This window comes from Akkermansia sp. NBRC 115031, assembly GCF_030268505.1.
Classification (GTDB): Bacteria; Verrucomicrobiota; Verrucomicrobiia; order Verrucomicrobiales; family Akkermansiaceae; genus Akkermansia; species Akkermansia massiliensis.
In genome coordinates, this window is the sequence record NZ_BSQU01000003.1 from 52,215 (window position 1) to 73,474 (window position 21,260).

At 51.7% G+C, this 21,260-nt stretch carries 17 protein-coding genes; 14 read left to right on the plus strand and 3 right to left on the minus strand.

The features are described from left to right. Positions 1–204: 204 nt before the first annotated feature. Positions 205–1,389: an acyltransferase gene (locus QSJ36_RS05125; RefSeq protein ID WP_102727348.1), complete on the plus strand. Its 1,185-nt coding sequence runs from the start codon at positions 205–207 to the stop codon at positions 1,387–1,389. A 68-nt stretch (positions 1,390–1,457) separates the two neighbouring features. On the opposite strand, the gene QSJ36_RS05130 is transcribed toward QSJ36_RS05125, so the two are convergent. Further along, a complete protein-coding gene (locus tag QSJ36_RS05130; protein WP_253232249.1) occupies positions 1,458–2,735 on the minus strand; it encodes an alpha/beta hydrolase family protein in 1,278 nt (425 codons plus the stop codon). Positions 2,736–2,819: 84 nt separating this feature from the next. Here QSJ36_RS05130 and QSJ36_RS05135 point away from each other — a divergent pair, with 84 nt between their 5' ends. The 4 genes from QSJ36_RS05135 to QSJ36_RS05150 all read left to right on the plus strand — a co-directional run bounded on the left by QSJ36_RS05135 (position 2,820) and on the right by QSJ36_RS05150 (position 6,354). Next, positions 2,820–4,034, plus strand: a complete 1,215-nt coding sequence (locus QSJ36_RS05135) for a beta-ketoacyl synthase N-terminal-like domain-containing protein (protein ID WP_285467479.1) — start codon at positions 2,820–2,822, stop codon at positions 4,032–4,034. 24 nt (positions 4,035–4,058) lie between these two features. Next, the gene (locus tag QSJ36_RS05140; RefSeq protein ID WP_102736437.1) at positions 4,059–5,219 is read left to right on the plus strand and encodes an 8-amino-7-oxononanoate synthase; all 1,161 of its coding nucleotides are present in this window, start codon (positions 4,059–4,061) and stop codon (positions 5,217–5,219) included. Between the two features lie 19 nt (positions 5,220–5,238). Further along, positions 5,239–5,772, plus strand: coding sequence for a hypothetical protein (locus QSJ36_RS05145; RefSeq protein WP_102720988.1), 534 nt, complete (start codon positions 5,239–5,241; stop codon positions 5,770–5,772). Positions 5,773–5,901: 129 nt separating this feature from the next. Continuing rightward, positions 5,902–6,354 carry a hypothetical protein gene (locus tag QSJ36_RS05150; protein WP_102733121.1) on the plus strand — a complete coding sequence of 151 codons (453 nt, stop codon included), beginning with the start codon at positions 5,902–5,904 and terminating at the stop codon, positions 6,352–6,354. Positions 6,355–6,368: 14 nt separating this feature from the next. On the opposite strand, the gene QSJ36_RS05155 is transcribed toward QSJ36_RS05150, so the two are convergent. Then, positions 6,369–6,497: a hypothetical protein gene (locus QSJ36_RS05155; RefSeq protein WP_257228080.1), complete on the minus strand. Its 129-nt coding sequence runs from the start codon at positions 6,495–6,497 to the stop codon at positions 6,369–6,371. A 576-nt stretch (positions 6,498–7,073) separates the two neighbouring features. Between QSJ36_RS05155 and QSJ36_RS05160 the strand changes: the two genes are divergently transcribed. The 9 genes from QSJ36_RS05160 (at position 7,074) to QSJ36_RS05200 (ending at position 19,345) form a co-directional block, all read left to right on the plus strand. Then, on the plus strand, positions 7,074–7,625 hold the full coding sequence (locus QSJ36_RS05160) for a hypothetical protein (protein WP_022396259.1): 552 nt from the start codon (positions 7,074–7,076) through the stop codon (positions 7,623–7,625). A 60-nt stretch (positions 7,626–7,685) separates the two neighbouring features. Further along, positions 7,686–7,859, plus strand: coding sequence for a hypothetical protein (locus tag QSJ36_RS05165; protein ID WP_156340806.1), 174 nt, complete (start codon positions 7,686–7,688; stop codon positions 7,857–7,859). A 341-nt stretch (positions 7,860–8,200) separates the two neighbouring features. Continuing rightward, entirely contained in the window at positions 8,201–8,986 is a 786-nt protein-coding gene (locus QSJ36_RS05170) for a hypothetical protein (protein ID WP_102720985.1), read from the plus strand. A 44-nt stretch (positions 8,987–9,030) separates the two neighbouring features. Beyond that, a complete protein-coding gene (locus QSJ36_RS05175; protein ID WP_285467485.1) occupies positions 9,031–14,745 on the plus strand; it encodes an RHS repeat-associated core domain-containing protein in 5,715 nt (1,904 codons plus the stop codon). After that, entirely contained in the window at positions 14,724–15,188 is a 465-nt protein-coding gene (locus QSJ36_RS05180; RefSeq protein WP_285467486.1) for a hypothetical protein, read from the plus strand. Before QSJ36_RS05175 ends, QSJ36_RS05180 begins: the two co-directional genes overlap by 22 nt. A gap of 324 nt (positions 15,189–15,512) precedes the next feature. Further along, positions 15,513–16,214: a hypothetical protein gene (locus tag QSJ36_RS05185; RefSeq protein WP_285467488.1), complete on the plus strand. Its 702-nt coding sequence runs from the start codon at positions 15,513–15,515 to the stop codon at positions 16,212–16,214. Between the two features lie 1,323 nt (positions 16,215–17,537). Then, positions 17,538–17,912, plus strand: coding sequence for a hypothetical protein (locus tag QSJ36_RS05190; protein WP_146017767.1), 375 nt, complete (start codon positions 17,538–17,540; stop codon positions 17,910–17,912). Between the two features lie 87 nt (positions 17,913–17,999). After that, on the plus strand, positions 18,000–18,566 hold the full coding sequence (locus tag QSJ36_RS05195) for a SufE family protein (protein ID WP_102729181.1): 567 nt from the start codon (positions 18,000–18,002) through the stop codon (positions 18,564–18,566). 8 nt (positions 18,567–18,574) lie between these two features. Beyond that, positions 18,575–19,345: a hypothetical protein gene (locus QSJ36_RS05200; RefSeq protein ID WP_285467489.1), complete on the plus strand. Its 771-nt coding sequence runs from the start codon at positions 18,575–18,577 to the stop codon at positions 19,343–19,345. 112 nt (positions 19,346–19,457) lie between these two features. Here QSJ36_RS05200 and aspS read toward each other — a convergent pair whose 3' ends face one another. After that, a complete protein-coding gene (aspS, locus tag QSJ36_RS05205) occupies positions 19,458–21,251 on the minus strand; it encodes an aspartate--tRNA ligase (RefSeq protein ID WP_285467490.1) in 1,794 nt (597 codons plus the stop codon). Positions 21,252–21,260 lie beyond the last annotated feature (9 nt).

The window sequence follows — 21,260 nt, forward strand, 5'->3', positions numbered from 1 at the left end:
AACAAGGGCCTCCCGGTCCTTGAAAAGATATATGAACAGGAGGATATGCCGCTTTCCCCCTCCTGGGATTTTATGCTTTATCCGAAAGCCGGAAGCCTGCCGTTCCCGGCGGAATACCCTTAAACCAGCGGAGGTTTTTTCTCAAATACTTTTCCCTCAAGCTTGGAACTTGACCACGGATAAGAAATCCGTTGAAATATCCCCATGAGCTTGCTGTCGGCTGGTGATCAGGGAAAAGGAAAGCCTTCTTCCTATGGTGGTCTGGATATTCCCCTGTCGCGGAATTATGGAATAGACGCCTTGCGCATTGTCGCCATGATGCTGGTTTTGGTTCTTCATCTTTTGGCCGCCACTCATGTATTGCCGCTGGACAATCATGATTCCGCTTCCTACCGGGTAGGGTGGCTTCTGGAGATTGCCGCCTATTGCGGGGTGAATTGTTATGCGCTGATTACTGGGTATGTATGTTGTGACGGGACGTTCAGGTATGAACGCGTGGTTACCTTATGGTTCCAGGTGATTTTTTATACGGCGGGCAGTCTGCTGCTGGTGCTGCTGTTTTCCTCCCAGGTGGTTCATTTTAATGACGTCCTGAATTCGTTGTTTCCCGTTTTAACCGTCCAGTATTGGTATGTGACGGCGTATGTAGGGCTGTTTTTCTTTATTCCTTTCCTTAATGTCCTGGGGAACCGGCTTACCAAATCACAGTTCCAGTATCTTCTGGTTACCGTTTTTGTTCTGTTTTCCGTGGTTCCCACCTTGCTTCACAGGGATGTGTTTCCTGTAGAGGGAGGGTATTCCATCTGGTGGCTGGGCGTTCTCTACATGCTGGGAATGTATATTAAAAAGCATGGCCTGTTGACTGGAATGAGGACGGGCGCCTTATGGATGCTTTATGCCGGGTGTGTATGTTTTGTCTGGGCGTTCAAGATGGTTCTTGACGTGGTGTCCCCGTACCTGATTGGACAGATAAGGGGCGGCGGAACGTTTATTGCCTATAATTCTCCGTTCATTGTAGGAACGGCGGTTGCCCTGTTCCTGATTTTTTCCCGCATGCGTTTTTCATCCCGCAGGACGGTTGCCTGCATTTCATGGCTGGCGGCCGCCTCGTTCAGTGTTTATGTGCTGCATTGCAATGTTTTGATAGGCAAATGGTTTTTATGGGATGTCTTTGAATGGGCCGCGTCTTCTTCCCCTGCGTTGATGGTCGTGAAGGTACTGGCAATGGCTGTTGCGGTGTATGCAGGCTGCTCCCTGGTGGATGCCGTACGGCGTTATTTATTCAAGACTATGGACGTTAACAGGGAAGCCCGTGCAGTCGTCGGCTTTTTCGGGAAGCTGGGCCGTGCCTTCCGGAAAGTGTGCCGTAGATTGTTTCTGCATTCCTGAAGGCAGGGGAAACGTTCTGTTCCGTTATTCCGCACAACTCGTGTTTGAGAACGGAATGGTTTTCCCGCTTATTGCTGTCCCCTGCCTAAAAGGCCCTTGAGCCAGGGAATGACCAGGTCTTTTTTGAAGAAGTGGTTGCTCGGGTCCACATTGGCGAGGCGGAAAAAGGCGTCTCTGTCCAGCCCTGCGGGCAAATGTTCTCCGTGCCAGCGTTGGGCCGGGTCTGCAAAGCGGGGCTGGTGGCGGTACTGGAAATGGTCCGGCGCTCCGGCTGTGCGGTAGGCCGCGGAGATGAGTTGGAAGTCCCTGTCCAGACCGCCTTCCGTACAGATTACGGGACGGGGAGCCAAAGCGGCCACAATATCTGGAAAGTCAAACTGCTTCCAGAAACCCGGAATGAGGTGGCGGATGGAGTTGGGCGCGGAGCGCACTCCCCTGCTGCTGGGCATGGTCATGACTTTGGCGCGTTCCAGGGTACGGCACAGGAAGTCATTGTACACAAAGGCAAAGATGTCCGGATTCAGGACGCCCAGCACCATCATGGGTTCCGTTCCCAGGGAGAAGCCGCTCAGGATGATGCGGTTTTTCTGCACCCAGGGGCGTGTTTTTACCCAGTCCAGAACGCATTGGTCCATATAGGAGGTGTAGCCCAGCCAGCTCCAGTCCATTTCCAGCAGGGAACGGGCCAGGTTTTCATAGTCGTGGGAAGAGCGGCCGGCGGCGTGCTCGGCGTCGCCCTCCTCTCCCGTTCCGGCGTTATCCACCACAACGGCGGCCCAGCCCTGTTTGACGTAGTGGCAGGCCATGGCGTTGCTGCCCGGCTGCGGTACGGGGGGCTGGGCCAGGTCCGGAGACGTTTCCGCCGCCAGTTCTTCCTTGGTTTGATCAGAACCGGGGATGCAGAATAGCACGGGAACCGGATTTTTTTCTGAAGCGGTATCCGGAACAAGTACCAGAAACGGTACGGCAGCGCCCGGGAGGGGATAGGCTTCCCATTTTTCTACCCGGTAGTGTTCCCTCTGCACGGTTTTTACCAGGACGGGTGCGGGAAGGTTGTCATGAAGGGGGAATTTCATCAGTTTTTCCATGGCTTCCCGGACTTTCTTCTGCCAGGCGGGGAAGTCTTCCGGTCTCATGTCCGGAGAGAATGCGCATGACGGCTGAATGTTTTCCAGCATTGTTTGCACGACGCCGCGGGAGGAGACGTGCCGCTGGTCGTTCCGGGAGGAATGGAGTACCGCCCAGTCAGCCGCCTGGAATTTTCCTTGCGGTGAGGAAAAGGAGAGGGAGGGAAGGCAAATGGCCATGAAGAGAAGAGATAAAAATCCGGCGGTCTGAATGGTCATGGGACTATGATTGCCATAAAAGGAAACCCGTTGCAAGACGGCAGGGGTACCGTTTTTCCTGGCTGTTCCTGACGTACCGGAAGCTTGAGTTTTTCCGGGTGCGGCAGTAGTCTGGCCGCCGTCATGATTGCGGGGGGAAAAAGTCACGGAAGACCGGAGCCGCGGGTATGCGGCCTGGGGCTGGCTTCCGGCTTTGGCATGGGGGCGGCAGCCCATCTCACCGGAGTGAGGGAAGGGCGCAGCGTGTTGAAGCCGTTGAGGGAACTGTGGGGGGCGGGGCATCCGTGGGGCGATGTTTTGAGCGGGTGGATTCCGGACAGGAAGCTTTTATGCAGCCGCAGGAACGGCCCTGCCTCCCAGTTGGCGCTGCTGCTGGCGCGGCAGGCCGTGGAGGAAGCCGGTTGGGGAGAGGAAGAATTGAAGGATGCGGCCCTGATTGTGGGCAGTTCCCGCGGGAACGCCTCCGGCTGGCTGAGCCCGTGGCCCGGACGGCGGTCCATGAAGATTCTGGCCGTTCCCAATTCCCTGCACAGTGAGCTTGCCTCCTGCGTCAGCATTGAACTGGGGATTCGCGGGCCTTACCACGTGCTGGCGAGCGGCTGCGCCGCCGGTCTGGATGCCGTGGGCATGGCGGCCATGCTAATGCGTCAGGGAATTGTCAGGAGGGCGCTGGCTATCGGGCTGGATTTGCCCTTGTGCCGGGAGCTGCTGGGGACGTACTGGGCTTCCGGGATGCTTTCCCGCAACGGAATGAATGATCCCTACGGTCCCCATGCCGACGGCATGTGCATTTCCGAGGGAGGGGCGGCCATGGCGCTGGAGTTGTCTTCCGGTCCCGGCATTTACGTGAAGGATTATCTGGTGAATTCAGATGCCTACAGCCCGCTGGGAATGCCGGAGGATGGAAAGAGCATTGCCGCCCTGCTGGATGCCGCCCTGCGGAATTGGGATGGAAGGGTTCCTTTGACCGTCTGCCCCCATGCCAGTGGAACGGCGGGGAATGCCGCTTCCGAGCGGGCCGCTTTAAAACGGGTTTTTGGAACCGGCCTTCCGGATTTAAGGATGATGAAGCCCTGGACGGGTCATGCCATTGGCGGCAGCGGCATTCTGGAACTGGCCCTGATGCTGGCTTTTATCAGGGAGGGGGCTTTGCCACCTAATCCTTTCTGGGTAAGTTCCCCGGCAGGTGCGGCTTGTGTTGCGGAAGAATTGCCTTTGGATGGGAGGCGGATGCTGGTTAAGTCCGCCGCTTCCATGGGCGGCCATAATGTAGTGCTGAGCCTTGACGTGGACGGCTAACATGTTTCTGTAGCGAGAACGCTTATGAAGAATCCTGGACAGTTTTTATCAGAGTTGAAGTCCGCGGGACTGCTGCGCGCTCTGCGGAATGTGGATTGCCTGCCCGGCGGCATGGCCCGCATGGAGGACGGCCGGGAGGTAGTCAACCTGGCAAGTAATGATTACCTGGGCCTGGCTCATCATCCGGCCCTGGCGGAGGCTTTTTCCCGTGCGGCGCGTGATGGCGGAGCCGGGGCCATGGCTTCCCGCCTGGTCACGGGGACGCGCCGGGCGCATTCCGGTCTGGAGGAGGCCCTGGCTGATCTGAAGGGGACTGAAGCGACGGTCAGCTTTTCCTCCGGTTACGCAACCTCCCTGGGGGTGATTACCTCCATTGCGGACCGGGAGGATACGGTGCTGATGGACAAGCTGTCCCATGCCAGCCTGATTGACGGGGCGCGGCTGTCCGGTGCCCGCTTGTCCACGTTCCTGCATAACGACATGGAATCATTGAGAAAAAAGCTGGAGCATTTGCGGAGCGCGAATCCTTCCGGCGGAATCCTGGTGGTGACGGAATCCGTTTTCAGCATGGACGGGGACCGCGCGCCTCTTCAGGAAATCGTGCGCCTGAAGGATGAATTCGGCGCTCTGCTGCTGGTGGATGAAGCACACGGATTCGGTGTGCTGGGAGAACACGGGGCGGGATTGGCGGAGGAACTGGGCGTCTCCTCCCGAATAGATTTTCAGATGGGGACCTTGAGCAAGGCCGCCGGGGTGAGCGGCGGTTATGTAGCCTGTTCCCGCGCCTGGGCGGATGTGATGATCAATTCTGCGCGGTCCCTGATCTATTCCACGGCTCCGCCTCCCGCCCTGGCCGCCGCCGCCCTGGCCGCGGTGGAAGTGATCCGGAGTGCAGAAGGGCAGGAACTGCGCCGTCATGTTTCCGTGCTGGCGGATGCCTTGTCCTCCGCGCTGGGAATGCCCGGCAGGCCCGTTTCCTCCATCTTCCCCGTGGTAATGGGAGAGAATGATGCCGCCCTGGCCGCAGCGGGTACGTTGCTGGAACGCGGTTTTCTGGCTCCCGCCATACGTTATCCTACGGTCCCCCGCGGAACGGCCCGTCTGCGCGTTACGGTGACGGCGGCCCATCGGGACGTCCAGATCGGGCGGTTGGGAAAAGCGTTGGCGGAGTTGCTTCACGGATAATAACATAATTACTTGAATAATGATGAAAGCGTTGTCTTCCCATTCCCTTCATTTGGTCCTGAGCCTGTTTTTCCTGCCGATGATCGTGGTGTATGCCGTGACCGGCCTGCTGTACATGGGCGGCGTGGACCAGCACTTCACTTCCCATGTGGCGGTGCATGAGCTGAATGCCGCCGACCAGCCGCCCTATGAGGATTCCTGCAGGGAACTGGAACGCCGCGGAGTGGCATTGCCGGAAGGAAAGGTAAGGCCGTTCAAAGGGAACTACCTCCTGGGTCCTATGACGGATACGCATGTGCTGTTCCTCAGGAAAGGCCATGCCCTCCGGGCGGAAGTGGTGGAGCCCGGCATTTACCCCAATCTGATGCTGGCTCACAAGGGGAAGGCGGGATGGTGGTTTACTGCGTTAGGATACGGGGCGGCTCTTTCCCTGATTATACTGTATGTTACCGGAATTCTGCTGATGTGGAAAAACCGCGGGAAGCGGAAATTGATGCTGGTCAGCGCCTTCTTGGGAACAGCCGCTGTGGTGGTGGGGTATCTGATGCTTTGAGGCGTGGAATGACAGCCGGATGTCCGGAATGGCAGAGCTTGCATCTTGACAGGAATGCTCTCTTCCAGTAAGGGAAGGGATGAAGGTTCCAAAGGGAATTTTCACTGAACTCCATAGAATAACACGATCATGAATGCTCCTGATTCTTCTCCCCCTCCGTCCTGCTGCAGCGGTTCCCCTTCCTGCACGGCTGCTTTGGTCCTCGGCATTATTGCCCTGGTGCTGGCGTTGATCGGATTTTTCCCGTGCCTGGGCTGGATTACCCTGATTCCTGCGGCTCTGCTGGCCATTATTGCCCTCATCATGAGTATTGTGGCTGTGAGCAAGGGCTCTCCCAAGGGCGCTCTTGTCGTCGCCATTATTGCGTTGGCGGCATCTGCCGCAGCAGGCATTGTCCAGGCATGGATGGCCAGCGCGACCGTGACTTACATGGAACAGCACCAGGATTATGTGGAAAAGAAGGCGCAGGAGATCCAGAAAGAGCTTCAACAGATGGAGCAGCAGAACCAGGAGCAATTGAAAAGGCTCAGGGATGCGGAGGATTCCTCCCCCGCTGATGAAACGGGTTCCCAGGACCTGTAGTTTCTGAAACGCTTTCAAGGGAGCACGGCGATGAATTGCATGCGCTCTGCGTGGCGTTCATGCCGCAATAGCTGGATGATCAGGAAAGTGTGGCTGCCTGCATGGGCCATCCTGTCCTTACTGTTGTTGGCGCCGTCCCTCATGGCCCTGGCAGTCAGTCCTGCCGGGATGAATTCACTGGCGGCTTCCGTGGCCGTGCCTCACCGGGAATGCCCTTTGTGCGGCATGACGCGCGGGTATGTGGAAATGGCCCGCGGGAATATACGCGCCGCATGGGAGAGGAACCGGGGCGCTCCGGTCTGGTTTATGGCTGGGCTGCTCAATGGAGGAGCTGCCGTGTTTTATCTGGCATGGTGTTGGCGGAGGAGGGCAGGCTTGGGGAAGAAAAATGGTCTTCCGGGATGAAAAAACAGCAGGCGGAAAGGGAAAAACAACTTCCTGACCGGTGCAGGGCCATGGATGTGTCATGCGTTTTTTGTCATACTGGCGATGTTCTGAAGAAGGCATGCAGCTAGGGAAGCAGTATGATTGACCATGCAATCATGGTATTTATTTTTAGCGCATTGAGAAGCGTTCGGCCTTTGTTTTGACATGAGCCGGGGATGTTGGAACAGGAGAGAGCCGTCAAGGGGCAACAGGGAGGTTCCTTGACAGATTTTACACGCTTTCTTTAACATTAGAGCGTTTCCGTGTCTGGAAATCCAATGAAAAAATGAAAGATGAACAAAATAAACTACTCGGATCCCCGCCGTTCCGTCCCCGATACCGTTTCAACCATTCTTGCATTGGTTCTGGGTATTGTAGGATTGATTCTCGCGTTGCTCGCCTTTCTTCCATGTCTGGGGTGGGTAGCAATTGTTCCCGGCCTTCTCTGTGCCATTCTGGCTATTATTCTGGGAGCGGTAGCGGTAAAGAGGAGTGATGACAGGACGTATGGTTCTGCCAGGGGCGCGCTGACTTGCGGGTGTGTCGGCCTGGTGATCATTATTGGAGCGATCATTTATCAGGGCATGATTCTGGCGCCTGTGATGAAACAGGCGGATGCCCATACGGAGGAATTCACATGGACGGCTTGCAGCGCTGTGAGGGAGGCGCGGAAGGAAATGCACCCCAACGCATGCGAGGCGGTGGACCGTGTTATCTCTTTGATCGACCATCCGGAGGAAAGAAAAGAGACGGTGACGGAGAGGTTCCTGGAGGTAGCGCCACCGGCTCCAAGGGGCGCTACTGCCGTACTGGAAGGCCCGGTGCCTTCTGTTTCCGGTAAATGAGGCGGTAAAATCTTTGAAGGCAGGGCACCCGGTGTTCGTTTACCGGCTGTTTCTTCTGTCATGGAAATCCTGCAGGCAGGGCGGTTTGAAGGGGATTGCATGTCCATTCAAACCGCCCTTCTTCATGCACGCGGCAAAGAGGCTTTGGCTGGCGGAAACGTACAGGGCGGAGAAGGGCCTTTTTATGGGATTCAGCATATTGAGTCTTCCGTGCGGATGAGAGGAAAGAGATAATTTGACAGGCGGGAGGACGGAATGGATGCAGTTGCAGACTTTTCCGGCAGTCTGAACGGCTGGTTGGAGAAGAGGGTATCCCCTGCTTGTGATAATGTCCATATCGGTGGAAATGGGGCCAGGTATTCATTTTCTTTTCTTGCCGAGGGGCAACGCGGAGGAAGGGCCGGAAGAAACGCATGAGAGGAAAAGACAGACTCATTACTGCCACCGTGAAAATGCCTCAATTTATTTGAAACCAATGTCCTAGGCCCGTTAAAACAGCGTGCATTCATACAGGGTAATGATGAAGGTTGGAACTGATGCAACGCATCATTTCATTACAACTCACGATTATCTGTATGAATGAATCCATATCAAATTCTCCGCAGCCTGATCCTGTGGAGCAGCCGGGAATCATCTTTTTCATTCCCTGCAAGGCAAACAACGCTCCTCTGCTGGTGGAAGCTGTACAGGGCATCCGCCGTGCCGTTCCGGAAGCGTCTGTCATTATTCTGGACGATGACCGGGCACGCTGTCCCCAAACCGTCAGGGAAGTGCTGAGGAACATGTCCGTGGAATGGAAAGTGCTGAAGAAAACTGATACGTCCTCCGAACATGCGGCCGCTATTCTGGCTCTGATGGCTCAGGCTGTGCGCCATGAACATGATGTGCTGGTGCGCACCAAGCCGGACAATCTCATTCTCCATGCCGGTTTTTTAAGGGAATTTGCCCGTTCCGAAGCGGGATTATCCGGAACCTGTCTTCGGTCCGGCCTGCTGTGCAATGAGCTTTATGCCCTGAAGCCTGCTGTGCTTCGGGCCATTCTCCAGCATCTGGAGCAATCCTCCTCCGTGATGAAATGTCCGGAGGGCGCCGTCATCCTGGGAGCGTTTACCGCCCTGTTCCCGGATGGGGCCCCACTCCTCGCCAGGGCATGGACGCGAGGAACCGGAGGCCCCCTGTGGGGGCATTACAACTGGACGACCTTTCCGTCTGCGGAATCCCTGGCAGACATGGACATGATCTCCATGAGCCGGCGTTATCAGGACAAGGTGGCGCGTCGCGCCCGCATCTCCGTCATGAGATGCCTGCGGAACGCCATCTGTAACCGTCCTGTTTCCGTGGACCGTCAGCCTGCCGCCTGAACCTGACCCAAAGCATCTGCCGGGAATGGGGCCGGGGAAATTCCATGGCGGCGTTTTCCCTTATTCCCGGCAGATGCATCAATGACAATAAAACAATGAAAGAAATTAATGATCAGTCATCCGCTCCGGAACAATCCGGAGAAATGCCCAGCCACCCCGTGACATTTGTCTCCAATGATGAACCGTCTCCGATGCCGTGGCCCAATACGTGGTACCCTGTCACTCCCATAGGGCCGGAGACGGAATACCCGTGCCCGTGTTCCGAGGGCGACTCCGGTACGGGAAGTACGGACAACAACAGCGTGGACTTCTCCATAGAATTCGGACGCTTTCCCAAGTGGCCGGAATTGAGTGGAGGCCGCCTGATGCTGAACCTGAACATGATGGATGCCGGGTTATGCTGGGGGACCGCTTTCCAGTACGAGCACATTTCCCAGCGCCGTCTGGAAGTGGCTGAAACCCTCAATGCATCCATCAGCCGCCCGGAAGAACCGGAAGACGTTTCCCGGGCGGTGGTGAAGACGGAAAAAGGATTTCCGCGTTATTACAGCTTTGCCTCTCCAAATATTTCCGGGGCAGAGGCGCTTGGCGGTAGCCAGATGTTCCAGGACAGGATGCGGCGCGTTGTGGTGGATGGCGTTTCCTATCTGGAAGAAGTTCAGGAAGACGGCATGACCATGCGCTTCCGCCCCAATTCCGCCTTATTTGATCATATCGTAACGCCGCTCGGCGTGAAAATCACCTTTGCTGAACTGGCCGCGGAACTTCAGGTAGTCAGGCAGGATGTCTCTGACGAACCCGGCAGTGCGGTGGAAACCTTCAATTCCCTTTCCCTGTTCATGCTGAAGCAGGTGTGGAATAAGACGGACGGCTTGCTGGACCTAAGCGATGTTCAGAGCATTAGATGGTATGCCCCCGCAGACGTGACAGGGCGGCACAACGATGGCACGTATATCATTCGCAAAGGAGCTGTTCCCATCAAGACATGGAAGCTGTCCTGGACGTTCGCGGATACGGAGACGATGGTTGCCAGGGCTGTGGATGAAGAAAATCCGGAAGTGACCCAGATGCTGTTGCAGACATTCCGTATTGAAGAACCGGGAGGTTTTATCAGCGAATGGCGCGCGGGTCTTTACCCGGATGACCTGACTCTGGTGAAAGGCGAGGGGGATGATGCCATCAGCATCGTCACCAGATGCCTTCCGGCGGCCGGCCATGAAAACCTGGTTGCCAAGGATATTAACGGACAGGCCATGGTGGCGGGAGGGTACTACACAGACAAGAAGGAAAAATTCAAGTATGTATACAGCGGCGTGGCCGGAACCGGGCATGCCGTGCTGTGTTCCGCAGAAAAGGAAGTATACCAGCGCCGTTTGTACGGGGACGTCATTATCTCCCGCACGGAAGGATATGGAACCCCGCTGGAAAGAACATGGACGTACGGATACGGCAGCGATCCTTCTTCCCCCAATTATGGCAAACGCATCAGGGAAACGCGCCCGGACGGAGCCGTGGTGGAGATGGAGTATGATTCCAACGGGAACGTGATTCAACGGACGGAGCCGTGGTATGGAGACATTCAGAAGAAAATTACGTATGAATATATAACTGACAAGTTTAATGACCGCCGCGTGAAGCAGGAGACTGTAATGTTGGTAAGCCCTGTAAGCAGTTATGACCTACAGAGAACATCATACTCTTATACTGAAGATTCAGGAGTATATTCCGAGGAACGGCAACGTTATTTTTTAGGAAACTGGTATGGTCTTAATTTGAATCGTTCGTGGTATAGGGATCATGCAACTTGTTGTTATGCCAAGGGACGGCTTAAAAAGGAATCCCGGGAGGACGGGGTTGTGGTTAATTATGACTATGCCCTCTGTTCTGATTATGGAGCCGTGTGGAAATGTATGGAGACTCTTCAAAATTCCGATGGGCCCGTAGCGGGTAAATCTGCTCGTTTAGTGCATTATTATGGGGAAAATGGGGATGAAGTAGCTGTAGATCATCAGGTTCATGTGGAGAAAGAAGGCTTTGTCTCTGTGGATTTTCAACAAATGACATACGACGCATCCCATCGGGTGATCCGAATAGACTACGCCAACGGTCTGTATTCCATGGCTGAATGGAGTTGTGCCGGTCCCTTGTGGAAAACGGATGTACGCGGCTTGCAGACCCGTTATACCTATGATGGTGCCAAGCGTGTGGTGTGTGTGGAACAGGATGCCGCTATTCCGGTGGCAGACTGGAACGGCCCGGAAATGACAGAAATCTGCCCCGATACTATTACAAAAATGAAGTATGACGGTACTGGCCGTACGACTTCCATTGAAACTCTAGTTGGGGGAAAAAAAACGTCTGTTTCCATGCAATATGACATGGTGGGACGTATCATTCTAAGTACGGATGAACAGGACAGAAAAACCTCCTACACCTATTCCGAGGATGGATTAACGACGACGGAAACTCTTCCTTCGGGAACGACTTTAATTTCCCGGTATTTTCCTTCAGGGTTGATCCGGGAGGAATCAGGAACAGCCCGTGAGGCCAGGTACTATACTTACAGTGTAGAGAGCGAAGGTGTATTGAAATCTACGCGGTTGGGCGCTTCTTTGGAAACAATTGTAGAAGACCGTTTGGAAAAAGGAAATGGAAATGTGACTCGTATCAGGCGCCGTTCCGCTTCAAATGGTAGTTCCCTCTCAATGGAAATAGTGTATGAGGCTGCCTATGATACTCATGAAAGGGTCATTACGGCTCGGGAAGGAGGAAGCAATAAAATGATATACGGATATGATTTATTGTCAGGCGAGTTATCACACAAGGTCCGTGATCGAGTCAGTGAGGTAAGTACCAGAGCAGGTATTCAACAATGGGAAAATTCCTACAAAAGGTTAGGAGAAAATATTCCGGGAATACCTGTAGGTGCAGGATCGTCGGTATACAGGGAAAAACATTTTACGGTATACATATCAGATGAACATATAATTCATACATATACCTATGAACTTATTTCTAAAAAGAATGCTTCTTTGTCCAACCTTGTTTCTTTGATTCTTCATCAAGATGAGTATGGACGCTGGTCTTGGGAAAAGATTTATAATGAAAGAGGGAATATGCGCTTTCTGAAAGGCCGTGAAACCTCTTCTGTTGAAGTGGAAGAAGTTAGCTTAAATGGAGATATAGTGAGGCACAAGGGAGAGGATGGTAAGGTAACCAGGTACAAACGTACTTATCATGTTAATGGTGATACGCTTACAGTCCAGGATGCCCGTGGCGGGGACATAGTCATTATCAATGATGTTGCTGGACGTGAAATTACCCGTACAGACCAGGACGGTAACGCAACTACCACGGTATATGATTCTGTTACGGGAAAGCCAAAATGTATCACAACGCCGGATGGCAAACAAACGTGGTTTTCCTATGATTCCCGCGGGCGTTTGACCAGCCGGTACGGCACAGCTGTCCAGCCCATGAAATGGGAATATGATACGATGGATCGAATGGTGGCACTACATACATATCGCTCCTCTGGTACTATTCTGGATACGGTTCCCTCCTCCGGTTCTGATGTGACACGCTGGAACTATGATCCAATTAAAGGCGTGCTACTGGATAAAACCTACGCGGACGGCTCCAAGACCTCCTATACTTATGATAGTTGGGGACGCCTTTTAACACGTAAACAGGACAGAGGGGTGCTAACTACCTATGGATACGATGTAGTTACCGGTCAATTAACCAACATCAGGCATAGTGACGGAACACCTTCCGTTTCCATCACGTATGATGTTATGGAACGTATTTCCGCGATACAGGATGCTTCTGGTTCCCGCATCGTGGAATACAACGGTCTTGGCGATGTGAGTTCGGAAACTACATCCGGATTGACGGAAAGCGCGCTTACCTACGCGTATGATTCCCTGGGACGCCCATCAGGCTATACGCTGTCCTTGAACGGAACAAAGATACAGCAGACAACCTTGGCGTATGATTCAATGGAACGGATTTCTTCGGTATCAATCAATGAGAACTCTTTCTCATACGGTTATGATGAAACTTCCGGATGGCTTAACCATTTGGAATATCCGAACGGAATGATCAGGAAAACGGTTTTTCATGCCACTTTGCCGTTGATATCATCTTTGGTTTATTCGAACGGAACTTCTTCGGAGCCTCTGCTCAAGCATACCTATACCTGGGACAATATGCAGCGGCCTTCTATGCGGGAGGACTATGTGGACTCCTCTGCGATGCTTTCGCGTCGCCATACATATGGCTATAATGCACGTGGAGAACTAATAGAAGATATGATGAATATAGGCGGTTCCTTCAACTATGCCTACGATAACATCGGTAACCGTCAGACTGCAGTCAGACGTGGAGTTTTCAGTTCTTATGATAGCAACAAACTGAGACTGTATGAGAACGCGGAACATTCCGGTGTGGTCTTTACACCCACATATGATACCGACGGCAATCAGACTAGTGTGAAGACAGCCACAGGAGTCTGGACTGTCCAGTATAACGCGGATAACCGTCCAGTGGTCTTTACACAAGGCATCAAAAAGGTGGAATGTGTGTATGACTATCTTGGACGGCGTGTGGAAAAATTGGAATATGATGGAAACACCTTGACCAAACGCACCAGATTCGTGTATAGGGGATACTTAATGGTAGCAAGCATGGACTGCACGCAAAATACCTCCAACCCTTCCTTGTTGGGTACGTGGTTCTGGGATCCTGTGGAACCGGAGGCAACGCGTGTGTTGGCCATGTGTACACATAACGCGGACAAGAGTGTGTCCTCTACCCGATATGTGGCGCATGACCTGCTCAAAAACGTGAGTGCTTTATTTGACTCTTCGGGAACTCGGCAGGCGAAGTTTGAATACACGCCCTATGGAGAAATTCTGACTGTAGAGGGAGCTTGGGCTTCGACAATGCCATTCCGCTATTCCTGCGAATACTGTGATGAAGACTTGAGCTTGATCTATTACAATTACCGACATTATAATCCGCAAGATGGAAGGTGGCTTTCTAGAGAACTTCTGGGAGAAAGAGAAAGTATGAATCTTTATAGGTTCATGGTGAATTCTCCTTCTTGTTGGAATGATTTACTCGGCCTCAAGCGGATAACCGGTTATCAGTCAGATGGATCGATAATAACCAATATGAAACATGATTTTGATGCTGAATTTTATAAGGAAAGTTGTCATATTGAATTCATTGTGAACATCGAACTTGATGGGTTTGATCCATCCAATGAGAAACATATTGAGCTGTGGAATAAGCTTGATAAAAAGATGAAAGATGAATTGGGTAAGCTAAATGTGGCAGTAGAAAATCCTGATGATCCCAAATGTTGCTGTAAATCTGTAAATATTATTGTTGCCGTGATTCGGGCAGGTTCCCCTGCAGCTGGGTTATTGAGAGATAAGAAAGCACATGCCAAAGTCAAGTTTGAGCCGACTGGCACTTTTTTACCAACTCCGGAAAGTAGATCGTTGTCAAACCACTGGGTTAACCCTAATCCTGATGTTATGGCTCACGAAGTATTACATTTGTTTGGAATTAAAGATGAATATTTAGATAAAAAGGTTTATCCTGAGAAAACTGAGCAAGATATTCCAGAAGATGCAGATACATCTATTATGGGGGCAAAATTTGGAAACATAAAACCCAGACACATAGAAAAAATGTTAGAATTAGCAAAACTAAAAAAATTAGAAACATGCAAATTAAAAATATCATAGCACTGATCATTTTAGCTTCACTCCCTAATGTTTCTTGTCAGAGCATAAGAGAGGCGGAAGAAATTAATGTTTATCATTGTAAGGGAGTGGTCGATCCAGGTACATCATCATATTATTATTTTTATCAAATAAATGGTAATGCAATAAATGTGAAAAAAATGATTCCAGATATTTATGCCCATTCTTCCAAGGATAAGCTGGAATTTGATGTAAAAGAAAATTCGAATGAATTTATTTCAAAATTGAATGATTTAATAAATAATGTAAAAAGTTCAAAGGTTGATTTTCAGCAAAGAAAAGAAATAACAGTCAATATGCCGGGAAAAAGTTTCATATATTATGCAAAATCTGATGAGGCGGGACAATATATTGATGCAGTTGTAGATGTCGTTCTTAACATGTATAAGGATAAAAGTAGAATTACTGTTAATAAAAGAGACTGAAATATCATGTTTTTATCCAGGGTTTAGAATAAAATAAAACAAATACCGAGGCATGTTCATGCCTCGGTATTTATTTAAAGGCCGTTAGGTTAATAGTTAGCAAGCTGGGTATCAACGAAGCCGTTCCGTTATTTTAGCGAATACTGTGACGAAGATATGAGGTTAATCTACCGTCACTGCAATCGCTGGGAGGAATGGATTTCTAGGAATCCGATTGGAGAATTGTTTTGTTAGCAACAACGCATGATGAATTACATAGAGAATTACCTCGAGAAAATAGGAATGATACCAAATATGTTGGATGGGTTCTTTATATTATAGATTTTGAATAAATATATTATTAATGATTTTTATATGAAAAGATTTTTGATTTTTGCAATTCTTATTTTAGTAAGTGTGGCAGGAGTATTATTCGTAGCTCTAAAATTGAGAGAACCTTCCGAAGTTCCCACACCCTTTATAGGTTTCACTAATTTTGAAAAGAGGGGAGGATCTACCCATGCGTATGTTGTTTATGCAAGACATTCCTTAGGGAATGGCGAGAAACGCCGAACGGTTACATTACCTGAAAATGCGACAACAAAAGATTTTTATGATGTTGTAGCACAGTCGGCTCTTAATAACGAATGTGTTGAATTAGATTTTGTACACACAGGAAGCGAAGGGAGTATTTATTTTGTTAATTATGCCGTGGGAAGCAATCTGATTGTTGACACTGCCATGGATTATTTATCTGAGCCTGCTTATACAGAAAAGGATGATTCCGGTTTAGAAATTTTTAGATTGAATTGTTATCACGATCATTATATAGCCAATGGTAAAATAAAGAATTACGATGATATTTTAAAAGAATTAAAAAGATTAAATAGGAGACATGTTCCGTTTTGTGCCTTGGTATCGTTTGAAGAGGTTATCCCGTTAAAAAAAATATGGAAATTATTGTTTGCAGTCTATGCTTATTCTGATAGCCGTGTTTATTTGTTATTGCCCCAATATGGGAGCGAAGGGAAGAAAATTATAAAATAAATTAGACCGTCTTCATTCTATTATGCATATGGCTTTATTTTTACTTAGACTGTTATATAATAGATTGGAAATTTATAAATGGTTATTGATAAATTTATTATTTAAATCTATGGGGTTTTCAAGAATCATATGATAATTATTTGGAAAGAAAAAATGATAGACTTGTTTCATTTAAATATTAAGAAAATGTGATTATCAGTATGATGTCTTCTATTTCTAAGTTTTTAATATAAAGTAAATTATACGCCGAGGTACATATGTGCCTCGGTTTTTGTTCATAGGGAGCTCAGTTGATGGGAACGAGCATGGATTGCATGTCCTACACCTCCAATTCATTTTTATTTGGCAGACAGCTTTGGAGCTTTCTGAACTGGGGGTAAAGCGGGGTTTGGGGTGCAAGGTACAACGCGAACGGGGAAGAAAAGGCAAGTGGTGCCTAATGTTATTCCAGGGGCTACGGGTTATTGGCCATTGTGTCAGGATAGACTATCAATGCTATTGGAAGAGAGGGAGATGAGTATCGATTCCCTTTTTAAATGGTGCTGCCTTTTGAGGAGAGCTGTTTTTGTCCTATTGCCTGTGGTCTTGTGTATGGGATGGTATATATGGACTTCATGAAAGGATTGGTTTCGCTGGCATGGGTCCGATACTTGAAGCGTTTCTTTCGGGGAGCGAATCGTGTGTGAAGATTGAGGACTATTCACGGAAAGCCTGTTTGGTTCTTGAAAAGCGAAGAGGCTTTCGCTGTCTGTTTTTAAAATGGTTTCAGGTTCTTTCTGCTTGTTAGGAAGGAATGTTTTTTTACTTTGGGTGAAAGTGGCCGGGAATAAAAAAGCAGCTTGACCTGCCTTCTCTGATTGGCTATAGGGAGGGGCCAAGTGGAAGCTCCCTTAGAAAGCTCTCTTGAGACCCGTCTATAAAGGATTGCCGGTTTTTTAAATGCCGGGAGGGGGAAGAAAGGTCTGCTGCGCAGGATTCTTCATGAACGCCAGAAGCGTTCTCGATATGGAATATTTTGATTTTTTCTTTATTGCATAGTTTTCTAATATTGCTTTTTTTGATGAAGTTGCGCTGTTTTCTAACATTTTTATTCTAGGCCCGTTTGATTTTATATATATAGTTTTTGGATATTGTATGAATATTTGCATGTCCATCTATAGATCAATCGAATTGCGGAAGAATACATCCGGAAGTTATAAGGTCAGACTAACCATTGACCGGGGGAGCAAGTTCTGCGGCGCCAGGAAGTCGCTCGGTCTTGGCACCCATCAGGAGGATTGTGCGTTAAGGCGCGCCTACCTGATGCGGTGCTTATTGTTCCATATGGGATGGTTTCCCGGTGGAAAGATTGCCGTCAGGAATTCCGCCGAATGCGGTATTAAGGAGGTTGTGTGGGACAGCATGGACTGCATCGGAGATTCCGGAATGTTCAGGCTCACCGGAAGGGGCTGCCGCGTCGCCACGGATGAAACGATGGTCATCTGGTTTCAAACGAATGGAGATGAGGCAGTGCAGTGTCTTCGTTTGCTCATTTCCGGATGGAGAATAGATGACCGGGCGGGTGACCTGAGGGTTTTGATTCAGGGATTACAGCATTGCGCCTCGGAACAGCGCCAGCATCCCTGCCGGATTTTGAATATTGAAATCGGGTCCGGTTCCATGATGGCAGCGCGGGACGAGTGTGTATTGAAGGGCTAGGGAGCCGGACCGTTCCGGTTAAGTCAATTTTCAAGAGGGTTTTCTGAACGGTCGGAATTGCTTTTAATATATAACGAATAAGAACATATGGATTGTTTTGAAGAACGGCGGCAGGTTCTACTGCAGGAGCTGGCCGCCCTGTCCGGGGAGGGGGCTCTGTACGGTTTTTTAATGCGCCAGGGGGAACAGTTGCCGCCCTTTGCGGAGGAATGGAAAACGGAAGCCTGCCTCCTGCGGGGATGCCAGTACCGGGTATGGCTGCGGCTGGAGCTTGCAGGCGGTCTGGTGCGGATTGATGCCGATAGCGATTCCCTCATCAGCCGAGGTTTGATGGCTCTGTGGGTGCGTCTGTTTTCCGGACTGAGGCCGGGAGAAGTGCTGGCCGCAGAGACGGATTTCCTTCATCAGGGTGTTCTTGGCGGCTGGCTGATTCCTTCCCGGGCGAATGCCCTGGGCAATATGGCCTCCAGAATCAAGTTGGGCGTGCTGCGGTTGAAGCAGGAGGCGCGGAAGGAGGCCGCAGTGTCTGGCTCTCCTTCTTCCCTGCCGGAGCTTTCCTTGGAGCCTGTTGAACAAGGCCCGTTGCGGCAGATGGAGATGTCCGGCAGTTCCTGTCATGATGATCGCAAACAGGAAAAAGAGTTCCAGCGATAGAGTTATTGATGATGAAAAAGAAAGCAAGCATTCACGTTCATTTGTTCGTTTATTCGGGAGACGCCGCCCTGGTCGGGGAGAATCTGCTGTGTGTCCGGCATGCCCTCCCCGGAGCCCATTTGGTCGTGATTGACGACGGGCGCCATCCTTGCCCGGATGAGGTGAAGGCGCAGGCGGAGGAACTGGGGGCGGAATGGCGCGTGTCCTTTTGGGAAAGAGGCGGCAATTTGAGGGGGAAGGCCTGTATTGAAGGGATGCTGGGGGAGATGCTCCGGAGCATGGACGATGAAGGGGATACCCTGGTGAAGATAGATGCGGATACGGTGATGGTGTCGGGAGATGATTTGCTGTGTTTTGCCGACCGGAGGGAGATGGTGTTCTGGGGCAGCGGTTCCGTGGAACAGCGTGTTTACGGCTGCCTGTATGCCTTGAAGGCGTATGCGGCCGTAAAAATCCGGGAGTATGTTCGCAGGCTGGAGCTGCTGCCGGACGCGCCGGAAGATATTGTGATAGGCACCAGCGCTTTTAATTTATATCCTGGAGAGGAACGGCACATGGTTTATGCTCCCTTTGGTCCGGACGCGCCGGACAGCGGGTGGACGGCGTATTACTGGGGACGTTATCCGGAGGTGAAGGGTTACCAGCGTTTCACCATGGTGACGACGGGCAATCCTCCTCCGCAGCCGCTGGACAAGCGTCACCGTTTGCCCGTCATGAAGAATTTACGGCAGATGGCGGATATCCGGCGGCGTCTGACGGGTGCCGGGCACGGTTTATAGGAAGGGATTTCTGTCTTGCCGTTGGCGTGGTTCCGGATGCAGGAAGCTCTTTGAATGAAAAATCCCCGGATGGAAAAACTTCCATCCAGGGGTTTGTGTTTAAAGATTCCGGTTATTTTTTAGCGGGCAGTTTCACCTGGATGTGAATGTCGCGCAATTGCCGCTCTTCCGCAGCGGCGGGGGAGTCGCTCATCAGGTCCGCTCCGCGATTGTTTTTCGGGAACGCGATGACTTCACGGATGGATTCCGCGTTGCAGATCATCATGACCAGGCGGTCCAGGCCCAGCGCAAGGCCGCCGTGGGGCGGAGCGCCGAAGCTGAAGGCGTCCAGGATGTGGCCGAATTGTTCGCGGGCCTGTTCCTCCGTAATGCCGAGCGCCTTGAACATGGCGGATTGCAAGTCGCGTTCATGGATTCGGATGGAGCCCCCGCCCAGTTCCGTCCCGTTGAGCACCACGTCGTAAGCCTGGGCGCGCAGGTCTGCGGAGAGTTCTCCCTTGAGCAGTTTTTCCTCGTCTTCCTTGACGGGGCGGGTGAAGGGGTGATGGATGGCCATCCAGCGCTGTTCTTCCTCATCCCAGCCCACCAGCGGGAATTCGATGACCCACAGGAAGTCGCGTTCCGTGTTGTCCTTAAGCAGTTCCATGAATTCGGCGCATTGCAGGCGCACGCGGCCCAGAATGTCGCAGGAGGGTTCCCACGGGCCGGCCGCAAAGAGGACGAGGTCTCCGGTTTCAATGTTGAGGGCTTCCGTGAGTTTTTGCTTTTCTTCGTCGGAAAGGAATTTGGAGATGGGGCTTCTCCAGTCTTCCTCGCGCACCTTGATGTAGGCCAGGCCCTTGGCTCCGGCTTCCACGGCGGTTTTCGTCAAGGCGTCGATTTGTCCGACGGAGGCGGAGCCGAACCCCTTGGCGTTGATGGCCTTGACCACGCCTCCATTGCTTACGGCGGAGGAGAATACCTTGAACCCGCTGTTTTCAAAGATGGAGGAGACGTCCGTCAGCTTCATGCCGAAGCGGCGTTCCGGCTTGTCGGAGCCGTACTGGTCCATGGCTTCCCTCCACGTCATGCGGGGGAAGGGGGTGGGGATGTCCACGTCCAGGGATTCCTTGTACACGCGCTTGAGCAGGCCTTCCACCAGGTTGTAGATGTCTTCCGGCGTGATGAAGGAGGCTTCAATGTCCACCTGGGTGAATTCCAGCTGACGGTCCGCACGCAGGTCTTCGTCACGGAAGCAGCGGGCGATCTGGAAGTAGCGTTCCATGCCGGCTACCATGAGCAATTGCTTGTACTGCTGCGGGGCCTGGGGGAGGGCATAGAATTTGCCGGGTGCCAGGCGGGAGGGGACCAGGAAGTCGCGCGCGCCTTCAGGCGTGGATTTGGAAAGGATGGGCGTTTCAATTTCCAGGAAGCCGTGTTCGTCCAGATAGTCGCGCGTGGCCTTGGTCACGCGGTGGCGTATCTGCATGTTGCGGACCATGGACGGGCGGCGCAGGTCCAGAAAGCGGTACTTGAGGCGCAGGTCTTCATTGGAGAGGGCCCGGTCCAGCTGGAAGGGGAGCACGTCCGCCTTGTTGATGACGTTCAGGGTGTCCGCGGAGACTTCAATTTCCCCGGTCGGAAGGTCCGCATTGGTGGTGTCCACCGTGTCCGTTTTCAGGCGCGCAGCCACGGTGCCGGATATCTGGATCATGTCTTCGGAGCGGAGCTGCTGGGAGGCCTTCGCCACGTCCTGGTTGACTTCCGGGTGAAAGACTACCTGCGTGATGCCGGAGCGGTCGCGCAAGTCGATAAATATGACGCCGCCGTGGTCACGGACGGAATCTACCCAGCCGATGAGGGTGGTCGGCTTGCCGATGTTCGCAGCGCGCAATTCGCTGCAGGTATGAGTGCGGTATGAGTTCATCTTTGTTGA